17 protein-coding genes and 2 pseudogenes are annotated in these 20,998 nt (G+C 36.9%); 13 read left to right on the plus strand and 6 right to left on the minus strand.

Annotated features, from left to right (window positions below; all coding sequences use genetic code 11):
- Nucleotides 1-50: 50 nt before the first annotated feature.
- Complete coding sequence (locus tag ACSKY2_RS07490; protein WP_489840425.1) at nucleotides 51-719, minus strand: potassium channel family protein; 669 nt, start codon at nucleotides 717-719, stop codon at nucleotides 51-53.
- A gap of 193 nt (nucleotides 720-912) precedes the next feature.
- Between ACSKY2_RS07490 and ACSKY2_RS07495 the strand changes: the two genes are divergently transcribed.
- The 8 genes and pseudogenes from ACSKY2_RS07495 (at nucleotide 913) to ACSKY2_RS07530 (ending at nucleotide 10,669) form a co-directional block, all read left to right on the plus strand.
- Nucleotides 913-4,656, plus strand: a complete 3,744-nt coding sequence (locus ACSKY2_RS07495) for an NEAT domain-containing protein (RefSeq protein WP_489877326.1) — start codon at nucleotides 913-915, stop codon at nucleotides 4,654-4,656.
- A 4-nt stretch (nucleotides 4,657-4,660) separates the two neighbouring features.
- Complete coding sequence (locus tag ACSKY2_RS07500) at nucleotides 4,661-5,419, plus strand: NEAT domain-containing protein (protein WP_489840423.1); 759 nt, start codon at nucleotides 4,661-4,663, stop codon at nucleotides 5,417-5,419.
- 6 nt (nucleotides 5,420-5,425) lie between these two features.
- Nucleotides 5,426-6,286, plus strand: coding sequence for an ABC transporter substrate-binding protein (locus ACSKY2_RS07505; protein ID WP_489877327.1), 861 nt, complete (start codon nucleotides 5,426-5,428; stop codon nucleotides 6,284-6,286).
- A gap of 9 nt (nucleotides 6,287-6,295) precedes the next feature.
- Complete coding sequence (locus tag ACSKY2_RS07510; protein ID WP_489877328.1) at nucleotides 6,296-7,237, plus strand: FecCD family ABC transporter permease; 942 nt, start codon at nucleotides 6,296-6,298, stop codon at nucleotides 7,235-7,237.
- Nucleotides 7,224-7,910, plus strand: a complete 687-nt coding sequence (locus ACSKY2_RS07515; protein WP_489877329.1) for an ABC transporter ATP-binding protein — start codon at nucleotides 7,224-7,226, stop codon at nucleotides 7,908-7,910. The genes ACSKY2_RS07510 and ACSKY2_RS07515 overlap by 14 nt, the downstream gene beginning before the upstream one ends.
- Nucleotides 7,911-8,126: 216 nt before the next feature.
- Nucleotides 8,127-8,867, plus strand: a pseudogene (locus ACSKY2_RS07520) (ABC transporter ATP-binding protein).
- Nucleotides 8,845-10,007, plus strand: a pseudogene (locus ACSKY2_RS07525) (ABC transporter permease). Before ACSKY2_RS07520 ends, ACSKY2_RS07525 begins: the two co-directional pseudogenes overlap by 23 nt.
- 17 nt (nucleotides 10,008-10,024) lie before the next feature.
- Nucleotides 10,025-10,669, plus strand: a complete 645-nt coding sequence (locus ACSKY2_RS07530; protein ID WP_489877330.1) for a TetR/AcrR family transcriptional regulator — start codon at nucleotides 10,025-10,027, stop codon at nucleotides 10,667-10,669.
- A gap of 80 nt (nucleotides 10,670-10,749) precedes the next feature.
- On the opposite strand, the gene ACSKY2_RS07535 is transcribed toward ACSKY2_RS07530, so the two are convergent.
- The 5 genes from ACSKY2_RS07535 to rpmH form a co-directional block, all read right to left on the minus strand.
- The gene (locus tag ACSKY2_RS07535; RefSeq protein ID WP_489877331.1) at nucleotides 10,750-11,574 is read right to left on the minus strand and encodes a sugar phosphate isomerase/epimerase family protein; all 825 of its coding nucleotides are present in this window, start codon (nucleotides 11,572-11,574) and stop codon (nucleotides 10,750-10,752) included.
- 160 nt (nucleotides 11,575-11,734) lie between these two features.
- Nucleotides 11,735-12,364, minus strand: a complete 630-nt coding sequence (gene lepB, locus ACSKY2_RS07540) for a signal peptidase I (protein WP_489840413.1) — start codon at nucleotides 12,362-12,364, stop codon at nucleotides 11,735-11,737.
- 147 nt (nucleotides 12,365-12,511) lie between these two features.
- A complete protein-coding gene (locus ACSKY2_RS07545; RefSeq protein ID WP_489840412.1) occupies nucleotides 12,512-13,345 on the minus strand; it encodes a YidC/Oxa1 family membrane protein insertase in 834 nt (277 codons plus the stop codon).
- Nucleotides 13,346-13,370: 25 nt separating this feature from the next.
- On the minus strand, nucleotides 13,371-13,727 hold the full coding sequence (gene rnpA / locus ACSKY2_RS07550; protein ID WP_489840411.1) for a ribonuclease P protein component: 357 nt from the start codon (nucleotides 13,725-13,727) through the stop codon (nucleotides 13,371-13,373).
- Between the two features lie 109 nt (nucleotides 13,728-13,836).
- Nucleotides 13,837-13,971, minus strand: coding sequence for a 50S ribosomal protein L34 (gene rpmH / locus ACSKY2_RS07555; protein WP_002828338.1), 135 nt, complete (start codon nucleotides 13,969-13,971; stop codon nucleotides 13,837-13,839).
- A 699-nt stretch (nucleotides 13,972-14,670) separates the two neighbouring features.
- Here rpmH and dnaA point away from each other — a divergent pair.
- The 5 genes from dnaA (at nucleotide 14,671) to gyrB (ending at nucleotide 20,960) form a co-directional block, all read left to right on the plus strand.
- The gene (gene dnaA / locus ACSKY2_RS07560; RefSeq protein WP_489840410.1) at nucleotides 14,671-16,077 is read left to right on the plus strand and encodes a chromosomal replication initiator protein DnaA; all 1,407 of its coding nucleotides are present in this window, start codon (nucleotides 14,671-14,673) and stop codon (nucleotides 16,075-16,077) included.
- Nucleotides 16,078-16,278: 201 nt separating this feature from the next.
- Nucleotides 16,279-17,409, plus strand: a complete 1,131-nt coding sequence (gene dnaN, locus ACSKY2_RS07565) for a DNA polymerase III subunit beta (protein WP_489877332.1) — start codon at nucleotides 16,279-16,281, stop codon at nucleotides 17,407-17,409.
- A 196-nt stretch (nucleotides 17,410-17,605) separates the two neighbouring features.
- Entirely contained in the window at nucleotides 17,606-17,839 is a 234-nt protein-coding gene (gene yaaA / locus ACSKY2_RS07570) for a S4 domain-containing protein YaaA (protein ID WP_489877333.1), read from the plus strand.
- Nucleotides 17,839-18,990 (plus strand): DNA replication/repair protein RecF, encoded by a 1,152-nt coding sequence (gene recF / locus ACSKY2_RS07575; RefSeq protein WP_489877334.1) that lies wholly within the window; start codon nucleotides 17,839-17,841, stop codon nucleotides 18,988-18,990. The genes yaaA and recF overlap by 1 nt, the downstream gene beginning before the upstream one ends.
- A 23-nt stretch (nucleotides 18,991-19,013) precedes the next feature.
- Nucleotides 19,014-20,960, plus strand: a complete 1,947-nt coding sequence (gene gyrB / locus ACSKY2_RS07580) for a DNA topoisomerase (ATP-hydrolyzing) subunit B (protein ID WP_489840406.1) — start codon at nucleotides 19,014-19,016, stop codon at nucleotides 20,958-20,960.
- Nucleotides 20,961-20,998: the final 38 nt, after the last annotated feature.

Consider the following 20,998-nt stretch of genomic DNA (forward strand, 5'->3'; position numbering starts at 1 on the left):
TCTAACTATAGGACGTTTAAGTTTGATAGTCAATAGCGATTCACTGATAATTACTTAATTTTGGCAACTAACGATTCAAAATGCTTCACATCTTTCGTTTCACCCGCAACTGTTAACACATCCCCAACCTGAATCACTTCATCAGGTTCGGGTGTAATAACGACTCGGTCTTCTGAACGAATTGCAATGATATTAAGACCATAATTTTTTCTAATGTCGATCTCTTCAATCGTTTTGTTTGCAAAACGTAAATTACCGATTTTAATTTCACCTAATGAATGTTTATCACCTAAGTCAATAAAATTAAGCAAGTTTGGTGTCATCAATTGTTCAGCTAAACGATGGGCCATTTCATTTTCGGGTCTCACAACCTGATCAGCACCAACTTTGTCTAGTACACGAGCGTGCAAATTATTTTCAGCTTTCGCAATAACGTGACGAACACCTAAATCTTTCAATAGAATCGTTGTTAAAATCGATGCCTGCTGATTATGCCCAATAGCAACAACAACATGATCAAAACTTGCTAAATCTAAATCTCGTAATGCATCTTCATCCTGTGCATCTGCAATGACTGCATGTGTTGCAATATCCATATAATTCTCAACTAGGTTGGGATTTTTATCAATAACTAAAACTTCCTGATCAGCTTCTATTAGTGATTCTAGTAATGAGCTACCAAACCGGCCCAAACCAACAATCGCATACGTCTGTTTCATATTGGTAACCTCGCAAATTTTCTTTAATTCATTTTATCACTAATTATATTCAGACTCTCGATTTAAATAACTTGATTAACCTAAAAATAACCTTTAAAATTGACCATGTTCGATTATGAACTTTTCATGAATATTGTGTGAAGTCTTGTAAACTGAACAAATAAAATATAATAAAAGGAGTTTTAGGACAGATATGAGTACTTTTTCACGAACTGCAACACTGTTTTCAACGGTTGTTCTTGGAAGTATGCTAGCAACAACAACTGTTTCAAGTGTTAATACGGTCATTAATGCTGCTGAAACAACTCAAGCTGCAACAACTAAAAAGAATTATGATTTGAAAATTTTGCAGGGAAATAGTGATGCAACTTCTACTGCATCCCAATTCTATTTAAACACGATTTCATTAGAGAAACTGGCTGATGGTAATTATTATGCCTATTTAACATCTAATACACCAGTTAGTCTCGGCGACGACCCCATTTCAAGCGAGGATACCCAACATCAAGTTGTTAAAATGGGGACCACTCAAAAAAATGGGTACAACCAGACAGTTTATCGCCTAACATTAACCGCTGACGAATTAGCAAGTGGTCAACCAATCAAAACGAAAATTCATGTGAACATTCCAATGATGAATTATGACCATGAATATGACATTCGTTTAGCTATTCAGGGATTCAAGCCTGAAACAACTACTAGTTCAAATAATGATCAAACGTCAGTTAGTTCACCAACTTCATCAGTATCTTCAACCAAGAATAGCCAATCCACAAGTGTGTCGTCTTCTTCTACAACATCAGTTTCTGATAATGACACAACCGTATCAACAGTTAACAATTCACAAACTGATGAAAGCAAAACAACTGACAATAACGATAGTAATCAAGTTTCAGCTGGTGAAGCAATTAAAATGACTGCTGATCAGGGCATGGACAAGTTCTTCAATTCAACTGCTCACATTAATGTCAAAGGGGATAAAACTGACGTCACAATCAGTCTTCTGGATGACAAAACAGTTGGGATGATTCCTTATATCACTCTTGATGGTCAAAAGAAGTCAGTGACTAGTCAAGATACAACCTTTACAATACCAACTAAGGATTTACAAGCTGATAAAAATGGACAAGTAACCTTAAAGTCTACTACTCATGTTGACGCTATGGGACATGTCCACGATTATCCATCTAATCTAACCTTTAACGTTGGTGATCTAACAGCAACGCAAGACACATTCAAAACTGGTGACTATCAAATTAATGTTAGCCCTGACAGTCAAATGGATAAGTTCTTTGCACCAAAGTTTAACGTTAAAATTGGTGATCAAACAAGTGTTGTCTCAGTCACATATGGTGTTCCTGACATAATGTCAATGGTTCCAAGTGTCACTTTTGACGGTCAAACTAAGGATACAGATGGTAAAACATCCGTTGATTTTACTATTCCTACCAAGGACTTGATACCAGATAAAGATGGTAAAGTAACAATTGCATCATTTACCAGTGTACCAATGAGTCCAAGCAAGGGTTATAGTTCAAATATCACTTTTGATATGACCCCCGCATTGATCAATGCACCAAGTGATAATGACAGCTCATCTAGTTCATCATCAGAATCGACAGCCACATCTGATAAAGACATCTTGCAAGACGGCACTTATTCTATTAATTATAATGTCTACAAATCAGGAACAACTGACGATTCAACGATGAAAACTTACATGACTGAATCAGCCAAAGTAAACGTTAAAGATGGGGAGGCTACCATTGATTTCGCAACCAAGAACGATGCGATGTCAATGATGAAGAAATTCTCAATCAATGGCGTTACGGCAAAAGCCAAAGATGATTCTTGGGTTGTGACCTTACCAGTTAAAGATTTGAATAAAACACTGACTGCTGAGATGACAATTTATGTTGCCGCAATTAACTTCACAGAAACACCTAGTGCAGATATTGTCTTTGACATGAAAAGTGTCAAAAATGTCGCAACGGATGATTCATCAAGTTCTAGTGTTGCTTCCTCAAGTCAATCTAACCAAAGTTCTTCTAGTGCTGCTTCTACAAGTCAGTCTAGCCAAAGTTCTTCTAGCGCTACTTCTACAAGCAAGCCTAGTCAAATCTCTTCTAGTGCTACTTCTACTAGTCAACCGAGTCAAAGCTCTTCTAGTGCTGCTTCTACAAGCAAGCCTAGTCAAAGCTCTTCTAGTGCTACTTCTACTAGTCAATCGAGTCAAAGCTCTTCTAGTGCTGCTTCAGAATCTAAGCCAACACCAGCTCAACCCGATATTCAAAAAGATGGTAAGTATGCTATAAATTACAATGTTTACAAATCAGGGACAACGACTGATTCGGCCATGGCTAACTACATGACTAAATCAGCCAAAGTGACTGTTAAAAATGGTGAGGCAACCATCAACTTTGAGACTAAGAACGATGCCATGTCAATGATGAAGGAATTTTCTGTCAATGGTGCCAAAGCACAAATGAAGGATAATTCTTGGATTGTCACATTACCAACTAAAGATTTAACTAAGACAATGAAAGCCAATATGACAGTCTATGTCTCACAAATTGGCTTCACTGAAAAGCCATCTGCAGATATTGTTTTTGATATGAAGAGTATCAAAAATATTGGTAGTGATACAACTGATAGTTCATCTTCAAATGATGCAAGTTCTTCTAGTGCTGCTTCTAAAAGTCAATCTAGTCAGAGTTCTTCTAGTGCTGCTTCAGAATCTAAGCCAACACCAGCTCAACATGATGTTCAAAGAGACGGTAAACTAACAACTGCTCTTCACGATGGTGTCTACAACAACGTTCGTTACCATGTATACAAAACCGGTACAAGCACAGTTTCAACTATGAATCAATACATGACTGATTTAGCTAAGGTGACGATTAAAAACGGACAGGCTACAATTTACTTTGCAACTAAGAATGGTGCTATGTCGTTGATGAAACAATTCTCTGTGAATGGTAGGACCGCTCATAGTTCTGCAAATGGTTGGACAGTTACAATACCCGCTAGTGATTTAACGAAAACCATGAATGCGCAAATGAAGATTTATGTTGCTCAACTTAACTTTACTGAAAATCCATCGGCTGATATTGTTTTTGACCTTGCCAAAGATGCTGGAAATTACCATCCAACAGGTAATACACAACAAACTACAGCACCATCATCACTAGCATTACCAACCGGTCAACAATCTGCTATGCAAGATACTGTTTTGCATCAATTGACGATTTTGCAGAGTAATAGTAATAGTACTTCAGTTGCTGCACAATATTTCCTACCTACTATTCAATTGCGTCACAATAAGAATGGCTCATACACTGGATATGTCACAACACATACACCTGTTATGATGGGGCGTAATCCAATTTCATTCATGGATAGTCGTCACCAAGTTAAGCAGATTAGCACGATTAAGACCGGTAACTACTATCAATCAACTTACGAGCTTCAATTCTCAGAAAATGAAATTAAAGCACCTATTGCAACGCAAATTCACGTTCAGTTTACCTCACCGCTTCAATACGATCACATCTATACGATTCGCTTGGTAATTGGCCGTGCATTGAGTAGTGCTAGTGAAGCCACGCAACCAACAACTGGTTTGCCAGATGATTCTGGTCTCACAACTAGCCCATTAAGTTCAGATGTTTCACGTGGAACATCATTTACACCTTTAAATAATGCAACAACTACTTCTAAAGGTAATACGCAAAATAACGCTAAAGCCAAGTCACATACCAACTCACATGCTAAGAAAAATAGTCATGCCACTCAAGTCACTAAAGATACCCAAGATGATTCTAAAAATGATAATACGACACAACGTAACGTATTAATTGTTGCTGGTGGTATTCTAGCTGCTGCATTGGGTTACGTTGGTGTCGCCCTTTTGACGAATTTCTTTAAGATGAGGTAGGCAAATGTTTCATAATAAATATCTTCGAGCAGTCCTTGGACTATTCGCATTAATACTTTGTATGTTTGGTATGCAAACTGCTGTTCATGCAGACTCATATACTGTTCCTATGCAAGTACTAGAAAATGGTACATCTAATACTTCTTATGCAGCAGCGTACTTTTCACATTCTGCGACAGTGACGGCAAACGGTAATAATACCTATACTGTAACGTCAACTGTGACAACTGGTAAAGATCTTGGTGACTATCCTGTTCAAGTACTGAACATTGATGGTGCAGGAGCAAATGTATCACGTAGCCAATCTGGTAATTCACAGACGATTACTTATAGTTTCGTGACATCAAACTTAAGCGCTCGTCACAATGCTGCAATTAAAGTTGATGTCGACAGTATCAATTACCATCATAACTACATTGTTGGTTTAGTATTAGATACCTCTAAAGTACCTGCTGCCTCTACATCAACATCTTCTAGTCAACAGGTTAATTCACAATCCAGCAGTTCATCAGTCACAACAAATAGTACAAGTGAATCTGTCACTAGCTCAAGTTCTCAAAATGACAATGACAACACTAATGCAGTAAGTAGCAAGTCGTCATCAACTAACAAATCAACTTCAAAAGCAAAACATAAAACTCAAGTTACTGAAGAAAAACACAAAGATCAGGGTACGCAACTACCAATCGTTGGTATCGTTGGCGGTGGCTTAGTCTTAGGTATCATTCTTGGTCTTGTCTTTAATTTGAAGAAAAAGAAGTAAGTGACGATGCGAAAACAACAAAAAATATTAACTATTTTATTGTTAATACTATTAATTATTAGTGCTGGCTGGGTTTGGCTAATGATGCGGCCAGTTCACGAAACGACAACTTCAAAGCGAATTATTGTGACAACAAATGCACAAGCCCAAATATTTGATAAGTTAAACGTGCCTTTAGTGGGTGTACCAACACCTGGTGATCAACAATCGCTACCTAAAAAATATCGTGATTTACCACAAGTAGGTAATCATGTGGCACCAAACTTGGAAAAAATTGGTCAATTAAAACCTGACTTGGTGTATTTAGATACGGCGATTGCTTCTGATTATCAGCAAAAGTTAGATAGTGATCATATTAAACATCATCAGTTGAACTTTAATACATTATCGAATTTACAGTCAGCAATTACTTCTCTTGGTAAAACTTACCATCGAGAAACTGCTGCTAAAAAATTAAATCACACACTGTCGTTACCACAACAACATACCAAGCATCATCAAAATGTTTTGTTATTAATGGGAATGCCCGGTGGCTCATTCTTAGTTGGCACGAAACATAGTTATGTCGGTGATTTAATTACTAAAGCTGGTGGTCATGTGGTTGGCAATGGTTCCAGTCCGTTCGTCACGATGAATGCTGAACAAATTGCCCAAACGCAACCAACGGTCATCATCACGATGGCTCATGCAATGCCTGGTAGTGTTTTCAAAAATTTTGACTCACTGTTCACGCAATCAACATGGCAAGCAGTTCCTGCCGTTAAAGAAGGTCATATTTACCGAGCAAAGGAACCAACATTTGGTATGACTGCTAATTTAAATGCGCCTAAAGCTTATCAACAAATTCGTACTTGGCTTAAAAAATAGGAGGCGATCATGTCAAAATATTATCGATTTATTTTGGCCATCTTAGTGGTTATCAGTATCATGGTCGCACTTGTCGTTGGTAGTACACCAATTTCTTTGATGAAAATTATTCAAGGTAATCATGACACTTGGCAATTAATGATTAATTACCGGTTACCAAGAATTCTTGTCGCGGTATTAGGTGGGGCACTCATTGGTATTAGTGGGTTATTGCTACAAAGCATTTTACGTAATCAACTTGTGGATACATCTATTTTAGGTATTATGAATGGTAGTCAATTTCTATTGATTGCTTTCTTGGTGCTTTTACCACATTTGTTAAACGTCAACGTTTTGCTAAGTAGTTTTGCTGGAGCAGTATTGACAGCCGTTTGGTTCGTTGTACTACCAAAACATCAACCACCATTGCGTCTAATTTTATTGGGAATTGCAACAGCCATGACTTTTCAAGCACTCACTAATATTGCTAGTGAAGGTTTGGGAGTTCCAATACCCTCACTAAGTACGGTGAGCTGGCCACAAGTCATGCAATTATTCATGATGACGATTATTGGTTGTATCCTGATCACTTTTGTTTGGCCAAATTTGAAATATTTTGCGCTCCCTTCTCGGCAAGTCAAACTACTTGGTATTTCAGAAGAGAAGACGATTTGGTTTATCCTGCTGGCAATTGGTTTATGGACTGGGGCACTAACCAGTCTCATCGGTATAGTGTTCTTTCTAGGAGCCATCTTGCCAGAAATTGCCCGTTTTATGAGTCCAAAACAACAAAGTCAGCAGTTAATCTGGCCTACCGCTTTATGGGGTAGCTTGTTATTGCTTAATGCCGATACCATTGCACGTACAGTCATGGCACCCAAGGAACTACCCACCAGTGCCATTCTATTAGCAATTAGTGGTCCGTTATTTGGTCTAATGTTAATCAAAGGAGGTCATCATGCTCAACCTTGATCATCTTTCCTTTAGTCGTGGTAATCATCAGTTATTAAATAATGTATCAGCGTACTTACCTGAGCATCAAATTACTGCATTGATTGGTCCAAATGGCGTTGGTAAATCAACTTTAATTCAATTACTAACCAACGAACTGCAACCTGACCATGGTTCAGTCATTAGTCAAGCCAAGCACGTTGCTGTATTATCTCAACATAACCAGTTATACGAACCCTTAACTGTGTGTGAATTACTACAACTTAGTCATGCAACGATGGATACAGAAGTCATCGAAACCTTGCAATTGACGCCGTTATTAAATCAACAAATGTCTGATTTGTCTGGTGGACAACAACAGCTTGCCTGGTTAGGATTCGTATTACAACAACAACCAGATTTATTGATTTTAGATGAGCCAACAACGTTTTTAGATTTGCATTTTCAAGAACGATTCTTAAAAACTTTGCAACAACTACAAGTAAAACGACAAATGACCGTTTTAATGGTGCTTCATGATTTAAATCAGGCATTTCGGTACAGCCAACACATTTGGTTATTACGGCGCTCTGCTGACCTAATCAGCGAATCTGCTGTCCTAATGCAAAAACAAATAGATTTGCTTTCTGAAGCATTTGATACACCGCTACAATTGCTCAAAATAGCCAACCAAACAATCATCCAACCAATTTAGGACGATTATTTGGTTAACAGACAGTAAAAACACCAATGGATCAATTTCAAAATTGTCATTGGTGTTTTTTACTGTCTGCTTATCAACAAATCAAACAATGACAAGCTAATCTTTTTACATTCTTTCAGTGTCATGTTACGCTGACATCGAAGGAGTGAATGCTCACTCACTTTTAAAGGTAACAGTGTCACAAAGAATAATCAGAGGGGTGACAACATGGGAGAAATCATTCAAATAAAAGATCTTGCCCAAGGTTATGGGAAAAATATTGTTATTAGCGATATTAATTTATCGATTGTATCTGGTGAAATTTTAGGTTTAATTGGTCCAAGTGGTTCGGGGAAAACCACGCTCATTAATACGATCATGGGCATGTCGAAACCGAAAAAAGGATCTGTTACTGTATGAGGGACAGCTATGCCTAATCGCAAAATATTGGCTAAAATTGGCTTTATGGCGCAAGCTGATGCTTTATACGAATCATTAACTGCTCGAGAAAATTTGATTTTCTTTGGACAAATGCAAGGTATGAATAAAAAAGCGTTACCAACGCAAATTGACTATGCAACAAAAGTTGTTAATTTAGATGAAGATTTAGATAAACAGGTGAGTGACTATTCCGGCGGTATGAAACGACGCTTATCTTTAGCCATTGCTTTAGTTGCCAATCCAGAAATCCTCATTTTGGATGAACCAACTGTGGGCATCGATCCTGAATTAAGACAACAAATTTGGCAAGAATTACACAGATTAAGTCATGAAGGCAAAACAATTCTCTTAACGACCCACGTTATGGACGATGCTGAAGAATCAGACAGTCTGTTGATGATTCGCAATGGTGTCGCCATCGCGCAGGGCCAACCAGCCAAATTAATAAAAGAATATAAAGTTAACAGTGTTGAGGAAGTCTTTTTAAAAGCAGGGAGGGATCAAGATGCGCACGCTAGCAATGATTAAGCGAATTTTACAAGAAATGTTGCGAGATAAACGAACTTTAGCCATGATGTTTATCGCACCCTTACTGATTCTTACTTTGATGTATTTTCTTTTTCAATCTAATGACGATTAAACAGCAGATTTAGCCGTTCAAAATGTTGACACAACGCTTGTGAAAGCTATTCACAATGACAATCTGAAAATACATCATATCTCTTCTGATGATTCAGCAAAACAATTGATCCATGATCATGACTATGCTGCTGTCATGACACAAAAAGACAATAAATTAACTCTAACGCTACAAAATAGTAATCAAACCAAAAGTTCAATTATTAAAAAAAGTTTGCAAGCCGGTCAAATTAAACTAAAAACACAGGCTTCAGTAACGGCTTTAAAAACACAAAAAGAAGCGATTCAAAAATTACAGCAACAACTAGCAATACTTGCAAAACAAACCGGTACGCAAGCAAATGTTCAAACCACATTACCTGAACAAAAAAATAATGCAACGAAATCCTATTCGGTTAGCACACACTACATTTATGGTGACAAAGACACGAATTTTTTTGATGCTTTCTTGCCAGTTATGATGGGATTTGTCGTCTTTTTCTTTGTTTTTTTGATTTCAGGAATCGCCCTACTACGTGAAAGAACAACCGGTACATTAAAGCGTCTATTAGCAACACCCATCAAACGTGGTGAAATTATTACTGGCTACTTAAGTGGTTATGGTATTTTGCGCTGATTCAAACACTATTGATTATTGTATATAGTATCTACATTTTTGATATTCAAATCTTGGGTAGTATTTGGCATGTCATCTTGATTAATGTTCTAATGGCTACGATTGCCCTAACAATGGGCTTATTTATTTCAACTTTTGCAACATCAGAATTCCAAATGATGCAATTCATTCCAATTGTTGTTATTCCACAAGTCTTCTTCTCAGGAATCATCCCCATCGACCAAATGGCGGGCTGGTTACAAGCAATTGGCCATGTTATGCCACTCTATTATGGTGCCGATGCAATGAACGCTGTTGTAACTAAGGGATTTGGTATCACCCAAATTTGGCCAGATCTATTAGCATTATTAGCTTTTACTGTCCTATTCTTGGTCTTGAATCTCAATGATATGCGCCGTTATCGTGAAGTTTAGGGGAAATTAAATTATCTATGACTAACAATATTTCAACACTATTTAATAAAAGCTTGACTGAAATGAATATTTCTGATAAACAAAAAGCCGTTTTGCAAGCATGTTTGATGCTATTTTCCGAAAAAGGCTTTGAAAATACGAGTACTAGTGATATTGCCAAGTTAGCTGGTGTCGCAGAAGGCACCGTTTATAAAAAATTTAAGACCAAAAAAAAATTATTACAAGTTGTGATTGATTCAATCATTAATGAAGTGATGCCTAATGTTGCAAATGAATTTATCAATGAACTAACAAAACTAAAAGTTCTTCACTTTCAAGAATTTTTACAAAATATCATTCAAAATCGACTACAATTTTTTATTAATAATTTGCCACAAATTCGTATTTTGATTCGTGAATCAATGACTAATGACAAAATTCGCCAACAAATTATCAAAAATATTTCTAATTTGAACTTGGAGAAATTAAACATAATTTTTGAATACTACCAACAACAGGGTCAAATTGTTAATTGGCAGATCAGTCGAACATGCCAATATATTCTAGGAACCATTGGTAGTTATCTTGCACCGTTAATTTTTTCTACGAACTATACGATCGATGTGACTCGTGTTAGTCAAGAAGCAGCCGAATTTTTAATGAGAGGGTTGCGTCTCGCATAAAAAAATTTTTCCTAGAAATTAGTAATAGAAACTCATATTATTTCTACTGTTAATTTCTGTGAGATGATAACGAAAATTACTTATTTTAATGCGCTTTGGTGTTCGCAAACAATATGTGTTAAGTATTGATGACTGGCAATCATCTCTTGGCAATGCCATTGATCTGCTAAGTTAATTTCATAGATGCAACTAGCTGACGGATTTATCTCATCAATAACGCGCTGCCAATCCACTCGTCCTTTGCCTAATGGTAAACTATCATGATCTTTTCCCATCGAATCAACCAAATGATAGTGTTTCACTTGCGGCTTCAGGTGTCGTAAGCTTGCTATCAGTGCATCATTATCAGCATGAACGGTAATGAACGCATGACTAATATCAAATGCCAAGGGGAAGTTCGCTTGAACGATTCGATTCTCTATTTCAGGATCACCATATCCGTAAACTGGTGAGATACCATTTTCAAAAACAACATGTTCGGGCGCAATTTCTCTTAACCGATCCATTTCATGAAAAACGGCATCTTGAGCGAGTGTAATCGTTGGCCACTGATTTGTAATATCACTCATAGCAGACTTATAAGCGCCATGCACTAGGGCATAGCTATTGGTTTGTGCTGCCAATTTTATTAAACGTGCTGCACTTTGAATAACAAATTGATACAGATTTGGGTTTACTGCTGGATTCGTATATAGCTCACAACGTTGATTATGCCATTTCATAGGATGATGAAAAACGATGTGAGGCACTTGATCACTAACATATGAGACCATCTTTAAAAAGTGTTCCCAACCATCAGTTGTAAAATCTTGATCCGTTAAATGAAATTCAAAGACATCAGGATGATATTGTAGTCGATCATCAATTTGACGTTTATTCGTACTAGCCTTTAATCCTAATTGCATAACAGTACCTCCATTCACCCTTAGTATACACTGTTTAAAACGGCACGATTATTAATCGTCACCGTGTTAAGACGTTAAAAATAACTGTTGTTTTCACAAAATAAGAGGTTGGAACAAAAGAACATGTTCCAACCTCTTATTTTTCTAATTTCAATTTTACTTATTCAAAATATGATTTCCAAGCCGTATTAATATTTTGTTTCTTAGTTGTATTTCCCCAGAATGGCACTTTAACAACCCCAAGCACTTTATTATTATCGACAAATCCCCAATAACGAGAATCATTAGAAACTGTTCGATGATCACCTAACACAAAGTATTTACCAGCTGGCACTTTAACCGTTTTTTGACCTGTCCAACCTTGACGATTACCTAATTGCTTAAGTGATTGCCAATTACCAACTTGATTGACCGTATTGGTTGCTAATTGTTCAGATTCAGAAATATATTTTTGATCAACAACTTTTCCGTTGACTTTTAGAACACCGTCAACAGCACTAACCGTATCACCAGGCAATCCAATCACACGTTTTACATAATCCTTACTTTCAGTTGCTGTTGGATCTTCACCATGAGCATCAAATACGATGACACTACCACGGTGAATCGTCTCTGTTTTTAATTTATCAGTTCTAAAAACAAAGACGCGTTCGTTATTGGTTAGATTTGGTTCCATTGACGCACCATCAACTCGAACCATAGTAAACCAAACAGACCTTATCCCAAAAGCGATAAGTAATCCTAACAGAATTGGAATAACCCAAGACATTAATTCACGAAATGTTTTCATGGGTACGCTCCTTACACATAATATTATTAATGCTTAATTTTACCATAATTCTAACCATAGAGGTGCTAAATTAAAAATAGATTAAGATGACCAAACAAAAAAACAGTCACGAATAATTTCGTAGACTGCTATTTTAGATGACTTATATTAACGCTTATGGCGACGGACCGCTTTACGAATAGCACGCTCTTTAGCACGTTCAGCTTCTTTCTTTGCTGCACGCTCTCGTCGAATCTCAAATGGATTTTGAATCGTCCACGTTTGGGCAACTTGGAATGCATTTGAAATCACCCAGTAAAGTGACAAGGCAGAAGGTACTGAGATCGCAAAGATAAAAATCATGATCGGCATGACATATGTCATTGACGTTGTCATACCATTTTTTTCTGGTTGACCCATCATAATCAAATATGATGACGCAAAGGTAAATAGGGCGGCCAAGATTGGCAAAATAAAGTAAGGGTCACGCTCACCCAGCTGTACCCAGAAAAATGTGCCTGTTTCCAATACTTTCGTTGTTCGAATAGCCGTATATAGCGCAATCAAGATTGGCATTTGGACAAGCAGTGGGATAAAACTGGCAAACGGATTAACACCAGCTTCCTGATATAACTTCTTTTGTTCAGCTTGCATTGCCTGCATTGTTTCAGGATCACGACTTGAATACTTTTGTTGTAATTTTTTTAATTCAGGTGCAATCTCTTGCATCTTACGCGTTGAACCAGTTTGATAAACCATCAACGGTAAAATCAATAACCGAATCAATAACGTAAAAATAATAATACCAAAACCATAGTTATTGCCAAACCAGGCTGATACACCCAATATTGAACGTGAAAAATTAGCGATAATTATACCACGCCAAAAACCATTTCCTGTAACATGCCCATCATACATGACGGCCGCAACTATCATGATCAACAACGCAACAATTGCAGTAATAGCCGAACGCATGGTAAACATTTTTTTAGCAGTCTGCATTCGTTCTCTCCATATATAGTAGTTTTTATTCCGCTTCATCATCGACAAAAACATTTGCCAATTTAAAAACGTGTTCTAAATTCTTTTTAATGATCGCCATGTCTTGATCATGTGCTGCTGGTCGCGCTATCACAAGGATATCAATATCCGAACGCATTTTGGGTTTGAATTCCAAAACACTTTGTCGAATACGACGCTTTACCCACACACGCTCATGACCACGCAAACCAACTTTCTTAGAAATTGAAATTCCTAAACGAAAGTGGGTTGGTTGTTCACGCCTCATTGTGTAAACAATAAACATTTTATTTGCGACCGAGTGATGCTGCTCAAAAACTAGTTGAAAATCAGCTTCTTTTTTTACACGGTAACTCTTACGCATTTGTTTTTGCTCCAAACTTTTTCACGACAAAAGAAAACGCATGAATCGGCCGAAATAGCCGACTCATGCGCGATCATTATCAGTAATCCTAATAGAAGGCCTGACCTAATTAGGCTGACAATACCTTGCGGCCCTTTTGGCGGCGACGTGCTAGCACCTTGCGACCGTTGCTAGTGCTCATGCGCTTACGGAAACCATGCACACGTTCACGGTGACGCTTCTTAGGTTGGTATGTACGCTTCATATGAATACACCTCCCATTCGTAGTTAGATTTGGCCTGCGGTTGGCATGGCCAAACCACAATTCGTATCCAATTGTACCATTACCGATACGTCAAATCAAGAAAATTAAGTCATTTAGATAATCTTTATGTATTTTAAATTGCAAATAATACGTGATTAATATTTTCCTTAAAAAAAACTTTATATTTAGAAGCACCTTTTTTTTAAAGAAGTTTTCCAAAAACTAACAGAGCGTTATGTTAATAAAAAGAGACAATCTAACAGAGTGTTAGGTGAGTTTTCCCCACAATCCACAGTTTTTCCACATGTTCCACATATTGGGAAAACCTGCTAACACATACCCTGTGGATATGTGGAAAACTATTTAAAAAACTGTACTATCAACATTCTGTTGTTAACAATTGCTTGTAAATTTCTCACTTTTCCCCTAAGTTATCCACACTTTCCAGAATTGGGTCATTATTTTGTTTCACATCCAGTTGATAACTTAAATTAAGATTTCCACAGCCTGTGAATCTACCAAAATGTTACTTAATGAGGCGAAAACATTGATATAATAGGCATATTCCTTGTGGAAAACTTATTCACTTGCTGATAAAATGAAGTTTGTCGAATTGTGCTATCTATAGAAGATAGATTCAGCAAACGTCCTGTGGAAAACCCACAAAAAGATAAATTAATTTTTTAAGGAGGTTACCAAATGGATCCTATCCAACTTTGGAATGCCATTAAAGAAGAGCTCCGGAATTCAATTTCACAAGGCTTTTCATACACAAACTATGTTGATACATTGAAACCGTTGCAACTGGTTGAAAATGAAAATAATACGGTAACCTTACAGTTAACAACGGCATACGAACAAGTCGCAACTGAATGGTTAAATGCAAGTAGTTCATATTATCAAGCATTCATGCAAGCAGCAATGACTGCCACACTGAACTTAACTGGTAAACCAACCTTTATTATTCCTTCTGTCACATATGTGTCACCAACACCAACGACGTTATTCGATTTACCAGATGATGATGAACAGCTAACACAACAAGGTAAAGCCAATTTAGCTTCTGAATTTGTGACGCAATCGATTTTAAATCCAGAATTTCGATTTGAAACATTTGTTTCTTCTGACGAAAATCGCGAAGCTTATGCTGTTGCACAAGCCGTTGCCGATAAGCCAGGAACACAATGGAATCCTTTACTCATTTATGGTGGTGTTGGTTTAGGAAAAACGCACTTAATGCAGGCTATTGGTAATAAAGTGCTTGAACGCACACCGAATGCTAACGTCAAATTCATTACGACTGAGGACTTTATCAATGATTTTACTGAAGCATTGCGTCGTGGTCAGAAAGAAACTGAAGCCTTCAAGCGTGAATATCGATCAACTGACTTACTAATGGTAGACGATGTACAATTCTTAGCTGGTAAAGAAAAAATCCAAGAAGAGTTTTTCAATACGTTCAATGCCATTACACGTGAAAATCATCAAATCGTTTTAACATCTGATAAATTACCAAAAGAAATTCCTGGTCTAGAAATGCGATTAGTCACCCGTTTTGGTCAAGGTTATTCTGCCAATATTACAAAACCTGATCTACCAACACGTGTTGCTATTTTAAGAAATAAATCTGACTTAGAAAACCTAAGCATCCCAAATGATGTCATTGATGAAATTGCAGCAGCCGTTGATACCAACGTTCGTGATCTAGAAGGTGTCTTCAATCAAGTTGTTGGAAAAATGCGTTTTTCAAATGTGCCAATTACCGTTGAAACAGCGCGTACTATATTGGAAACAATGAATTTCAAGCGACAACGAGCCATCACGATTCCATTGATCCAAGAAGCTGTTGCTAATTTCTTTAATGTCACTGTCCAAGATTTAAACGGGAAAAAGCGTAATAAAGAAATTGTTGTCCCACGTCAAATCGCAATGTATATCGCTCGCGAATTAACACAGGATTCTTTACCACAGATTGGCCGTGCATTTGGTGGTAAAGATCATACGACTGTTATGCATTCTACGGAAAAAATTGAGAATGCCATCGAAAATGATAGTATTCTAGCTGAACAAGTGCAAAATATTCGTGAAGAATTGAGCAATGGGTAAGAAAGTTCCTTGTGAATAATTCACTAATCATTAGCTAGTTATCCACAGATTTATATACATAGACCAATAATTGGTATAATGGTATAGGTTTGAGTTATCCACAACTTCCACACCCCTTATTATTATTATTATCTTTTTATTTATAATTAAGTAAGGAAGAACGCATTTCATAATTATGTTTTTGTACATTGAGGAGATCTTATGGAATTTACTATTAATCGAGCAGCTTTTATCAAAGCAATGAATAATGTTAACCGGGCTATTTCATCACGAACATCAATGACAATCTTAAAGGGGATCAAATTAGTTCTTGATGAAACCGGCCTAACATTAACTGGATCAAACACTGATATTTCAATTGAAATCTTAATTCCAGTTAATGATGATGAAGCAAAATTACAAATTGTTGATTTAGGAGCCATTGTTTTACCAGCAACCTTTTTTTCAAATATTGTCAAACGACTACCAGGCGAAAATTTTAAATTAAAAAATTCAGCAGGTTTACAAACAAAAATTACGTCTGAAAATGCAGAATTTGATATTAATGGTCAAGATGCGAATAATTATCCACATTTACCAGAAATTGAAGTTCGTAATAATTTGACATTATCTGCAGACACATTAAATGAAATTATTGGACAAACTGTGATTGCGGTTTCAAAACAACTTAGCCAACCAATTTTGACAGGTGTTCATTTTATTTTGGCAAGTGGTAATTTAACAGCTGTTGCAACTGATCGTCATCGTCTTGCACAACGTACTGTTGGTTTCGATGATTCTGATGTTAATGCAGACATTATTGTGCCAGGAACATCACTGAACCAATTACAAGCAATGTTGGATGAAGTTGAAAAAGTTGACGTTCGTGTTGCTGAAAATCAAGTTATTTTTCAATTAGGGGAGAACACAACTTTCTATTCACGCTTGTTAGAAGGCAATTATCCTGATGCATCACGCTTAATTCCAACAGAAAAAAGAACAACTTTGACGATTAATGCACGTGATTTACTACAAACGATTGAACGTGCAGCTTTGTTAAGTCATGAAGGTCGTTCAAATGTTATCCAATTTACAATTAATAGTGATAAATCATTGATTTCATCAAACTCACCTGAAGTCGGTCGCGTTGAAGAGCAAATTTTTGCTGCTGAAACAGCCGGGGATGATTTAACTATTTCATTTAATCCTGATTATATGCGTGAAGCATTACGTTCATTTGGTGATGAGCAAATTCAAATCGGATTTAAGACAGCATTAGATCCATTTACATTAGTGCCAACCAATAATGAGACAAATTTCATCCAATTAATTACACCAGTTAGAACTTACTAAAACATTTAAAAAGCCGAAAAATGCTATTTGACGACAAAACAGTATTTTTCGGCTTTTTTATTTAAATTAGGTTAAACAACCTGAGACAGGCTATGACGCCTTAATAAGATTGTGGAAAGGTAAAAAAAGGCGTATAATATAGGCAATATGAAACCGTGTAAAAGCCGTTTTAACAAGCGGTAGAGAGGATGGAATATTGGCAACAGAAGTGCAAATTCAAGCACCCTTTATAACGTTAGGGCAATTGTTAAAAGAAGAGAGCATTATTGCAACTGGTGGTCAGGCAAAGTGGTATTTACATGAAAATACGGTCTTAGTAAATGAAGAACCTGATGATCGTCGTGGTCGGAAACTATATCCAGGAGACGTGATTGCTGTCCCATCTGGTGAACGTTTCGTTATTAATGGAACAGGTGCTAGTACAAACTAATGGAATTATTGTCGTTAAAACTAAACAACTTTCGGAACTATGAAAAATTAGATGTCACTTTTTCATCGGGTGTCAATGTCTTTTTAGGACCGAATGCGCAAGGCAAAACCAATCTACTGGAAGCCATCTATGTTTTAGCTTTAACACGGTCACACCGCACATCAACTGATAAAGAATTAATTAGTTGGCAAGCAAAAGAAGCATTGGTTGCAGGGACTGTTGCACGACAATATAGCGATGTACCACTATCATTAAAATTCACAAATAAAGGTAAAAAAGCACGAATCAATCATTTAGATCAAGCAAAATTAGCGAACTATATTGGCCAATTAAATGTGATTTTATTTGCACCTGAGGATTTGGATTTAGTAAAAGGTGCACCAACCGTACGTCGTAATTTTATTGATCGTGAATTTAGCCAAATGAGTGCGAAATATTTATACACAGCTAATCAGTATAAAGAAGTATTGAAACAACGTAATCGTTATCTGAAACAGTTACAAAGTAAACAAGCAACTGACAAATTATATTTAGATGTTCTAACGGAACAATTGATTAATTTTGCAAGTGAATTAATCATGCGGCGAGTGACACTCATTGAAAAATTAGATGCGGCAGCACAACCAATTCAAGCGGCAATTACGCAAGATAATGAACAATTACATGTTCATTATGTTTCACAACTTGACACAGAGGCACTAAAAGATGTGGCGACTGTTAAACAAGAAATGTTCGCACGCTTTGAACGATTAGTTGAACGTGAAATGATGATAGGGACGACATTATTAGGACCTCATCGAGATGATTTGCGTTTTGATGTGAATGGGCATGATGTTGCTAATTTTGGTTCACAAGGACAACAACGAACAACTGCATTGGCAGTGAAGTTAGCAGAGATTGATCTAATGAAAGAAGAAACGGGCGAATATCCAATATTACTATTGGATGATGTGCTTTCTGAATTAGATAGTAGTCGTCAAACCCATTTGTTAGCTGCTATGCAAGATAAGGTTCAAACATTTATTACGACGCCGTCATTAAGTGATGTCGCACGTCAGTTGATACATGAACCCAAAATATTCCATGTCAATTCAGGACATTTAGTGGTAGATGAAAATGTTGCAGTAGAAAATACTAGCGAAAATTACTAGTTGTTAAGTTTAAGGAGGGAAACATGGCTGAAGAAGATGTATCACAAATGCATACACAAGCAGATGATTACGATGCCAGTCAAATTCAAGTTTTGGAAGGATTGGAAGCTGTTCGTAAGCGTCCGGGTATGTATATTGGATCGACATCAAGTCAAGGACTACACCATTTAGTGTGGGAAATTGTCGATAATGGTATTGATGAAGCCTTAGCAGGGTTTGCTGATCATATTACAGTAACCATTGAAAAAGATAACTCAATTACTGTTATTGATAACGGTCGTGGTATCCCAGTCGATATTCAAGCAAAAACTGGTAAGCCAGCTTTAGAAACAGTTTTTACAATTCTACATGCTGGTGGTAAATTCGGTGGCGGCGGATATAAAGTTTCTGGTGGGTTACACGGTGTTGGTGCTTCGGTTGTTAATGCGCTATCAACAACTTTAGATGTTCTAGTTGTACGTGACGGTAAAGGTTATGCAATGGACTTTGAACGTGGTCACGTAAAGACAGAAATGCATCAAGTTTCAATTGAGAATGAGCCTGTTTCACGTGGAACAATTGTTCATTTTTCACCAGATCCAGATATCTTTCGTGAAACAACCAAATTTGACTATAAGACATTGATGAATCGTGTCCGTGAATTGGCGTTTTTGAATAAGGGACTTCGCATTTCAATTACTGATATGCGTCCAGAGGAGCCAATTGTTGAATCATTCCACTACGAGGGTGGTATCAAAGAATACGTTGATTTCTTGAATGTCAATAAAGATGTGATTTTTAATGAACCAATCTATGTTGAAGGTATGGAAAATGATATTGCTGTAGAAGTATCACTACAATATACGGATGATTTCCACAGTAATTTATTGTCATTTACAAATAATATTCACACATATGAAGGTGGTACACACGAAACTGGCTTTAAATCAGCTTTGACACGTGTTATCAATGACTATGCACGTAAAAATAAAATATTAAAAGACAATGATGATGCACTTTCTGGAGACGATGTTCGTGAAGGATTAACAGCGATTGTTTCAGTTAAGCATCCGGATCCACAGTTTGAGGGTCAAACAAAGACGAAATTAGGTAATTCTGATGCTCGAACAGCAGTTGATCGCATGTTTTCAGATACGTTTGCTCGTTTTATGATGGAAAATCCAACAACTGCAAAGCAAATTGTTGAAAAGGGGATTCTAGCTGGAAAGGCTCGTTTAGCTGCAAAGCGTGCGCGTGAAGCAACACGTAAGAAGTCAGGACTAGAAATTGCTAATTTACCAGGAAAGCTTGCAGATAATACCTCAAAAGATCCAGAAATTTCAGAATTATTTATTGTCGAAGGTGATTCTGCTGGTGGTTCGGCTAAGCAAGGACGTGAACGTCTAACGCAAGCTATCTTACCAATCCGTGGAAAAATTTTGAACGTTGAGAAAGCATCAATGGAAAAGATTTTAGCCAATGATGAGATCCGGTCATTATTTACAGCAATGGGGACTGGATTTGGTTCAGAATTTGATGTAACAAAAGCAAAATATCATAAATTAATTATTATGACTGATGCCGATGTCGATGGTGCGCATATTCGAACGCTACTATTAACTTTAATTTATCGTTACATGCGTCCACTGTTAGAAGCAGGTTATATTTATATTGCCCAACCACCGCTATATCAAGTACGCCAAGGTAAGTTTATTAAGTATTTAGATGCTGATGAAGAATTGGAAGCATTATTACCAACTTTGCCAGCTTCACCAAAACCAGTTATTCAACGATACAAGGGACTTGGTGAAATGGATGCTAGTCAATTATGGGAAACAACAATGGATCCATCAGTTCGTCGTTTGTTACGTGTTGAAATGGATGATGCCGTTGAAGCAGATATGGTATTTTCAATGTTGATGGGTGATAAGGTTGAACCACGTCGTAAGTTCATTGAAGACAATGCCCAATACGCAGAACTAGACGTTTAGTATTATCGACGTGTTAACACTTAAAGTAAGAGAAAGGA

It is taken from the genome of Weissella sp. ESL1156, assembly GCF_058505625.1.

What these genes read in the sequence shown, in the direction of transcription:
- ACSKY2_RS07490 (WP_489840425.1), bottom strand. Translation starts at nt 719, where the DNA reads ATGAAACAGACGTATGCGATTGTTGGTTTGGGCCGGTTTGGTAGCTCA.
- ACSKY2_RS07495 (WP_489877326.1), top strand. Translation starts at nt 913, where the DNA reads ATGAGTACTTTTTCACGAACTGCAACACTGTTTTCAACGGTTGTTCTT.
- ACSKY2_RS07500 (WP_489840423.1), top strand. Translation starts at nt 4,661, where the DNA reads ATGTTTCATAATAAATATCTTCGAGCAGTCCTTGGACTATTCGCATTA.
- ACSKY2_RS07505 (WP_489877327.1), top strand. Translation starts at nt 5,426, where the DNA reads ATGCGAAAACAACAAAAAATATTAACTATTTTATTGTTAATACTATTA.
- ACSKY2_RS07510 (WP_489877328.1), top strand. Translation starts at nt 6,296, where the DNA reads ATGTCAAAATATTATCGATTTATTTTGGCCATCTTAGTGGTTATCAGT.
- ACSKY2_RS07515 (WP_489877329.1), top strand. Translation starts at nt 7,224, where the DNA reads ATGCTCAACCTTGATCATCTTTCCTTTAGTCGTGGTAATCATCAGTTA.
- ACSKY2_RS07530 (WP_489877330.1), top strand. Translation starts at nt 10,025, where the DNA reads ATGACTAACAATATTTCAACACTATTTAATAAAAGCTTGACTGAAATG.
- ACSKY2_RS07535 (WP_489877331.1), bottom strand. Translation starts at nt 11,574, where the DNA reads ATGCAATTAGGATTAAAGGCTAGTACGAATAAACGTCAAATTGATGAT.
- lepB (WP_489840413.1), bottom strand. Translation starts at nt 12,364, where the DNA reads ATGAAAACATTTCGTGAATTAATGTCTTGGGTTATTCCAATTCTGTTA.
- ACSKY2_RS07545 (WP_489840412.1), bottom strand. Translation starts at nt 13,345, where the DNA reads ATGCAGACTGCTAAAAAAATGTTTACCATGCGTTCGGCTATTACTGCA.
- rnpA (WP_489840411.1), bottom strand. Translation starts at nt 13,727, where the DNA reads ATGCGTAAGAGTTACCGTGTAAAAAAAGAAGCTGATTTTCAACTAGTT.
- rpmH (WP_002828338.1), bottom strand. Translation starts at nt 13,971, where the DNA reads ATGAAGCGTACATACCAACCTAAGAAGCGTCACCGTGAACGTGTGCAT.
- dnaA (WP_489840410.1), top strand. Translation starts at nt 14,671, where the DNA reads ATGGATCCTATCCAACTTTGGAATGCCATTAAAGAAGAGCTCCGGAAT.
- dnaN (WP_489877332.1), top strand. Translation starts at nt 16,279, where the DNA reads ATGGAATTTACTATTAATCGAGCAGCTTTTATCAAAGCAATGAATAAT.
- recF (WP_489877334.1), top strand. Translation starts at nt 17,839, where the DNA reads ATGGAATTATTGTCGTTAAAACTAAACAACTTTCGGAACTATGAAAAA.
- gyrB (WP_489840406.1), top strand. Translation starts at nt 19,014, where the DNA reads ATGGCTGAAGAAGATGTATCACAAATGCATACACAAGCAGATGATTAC.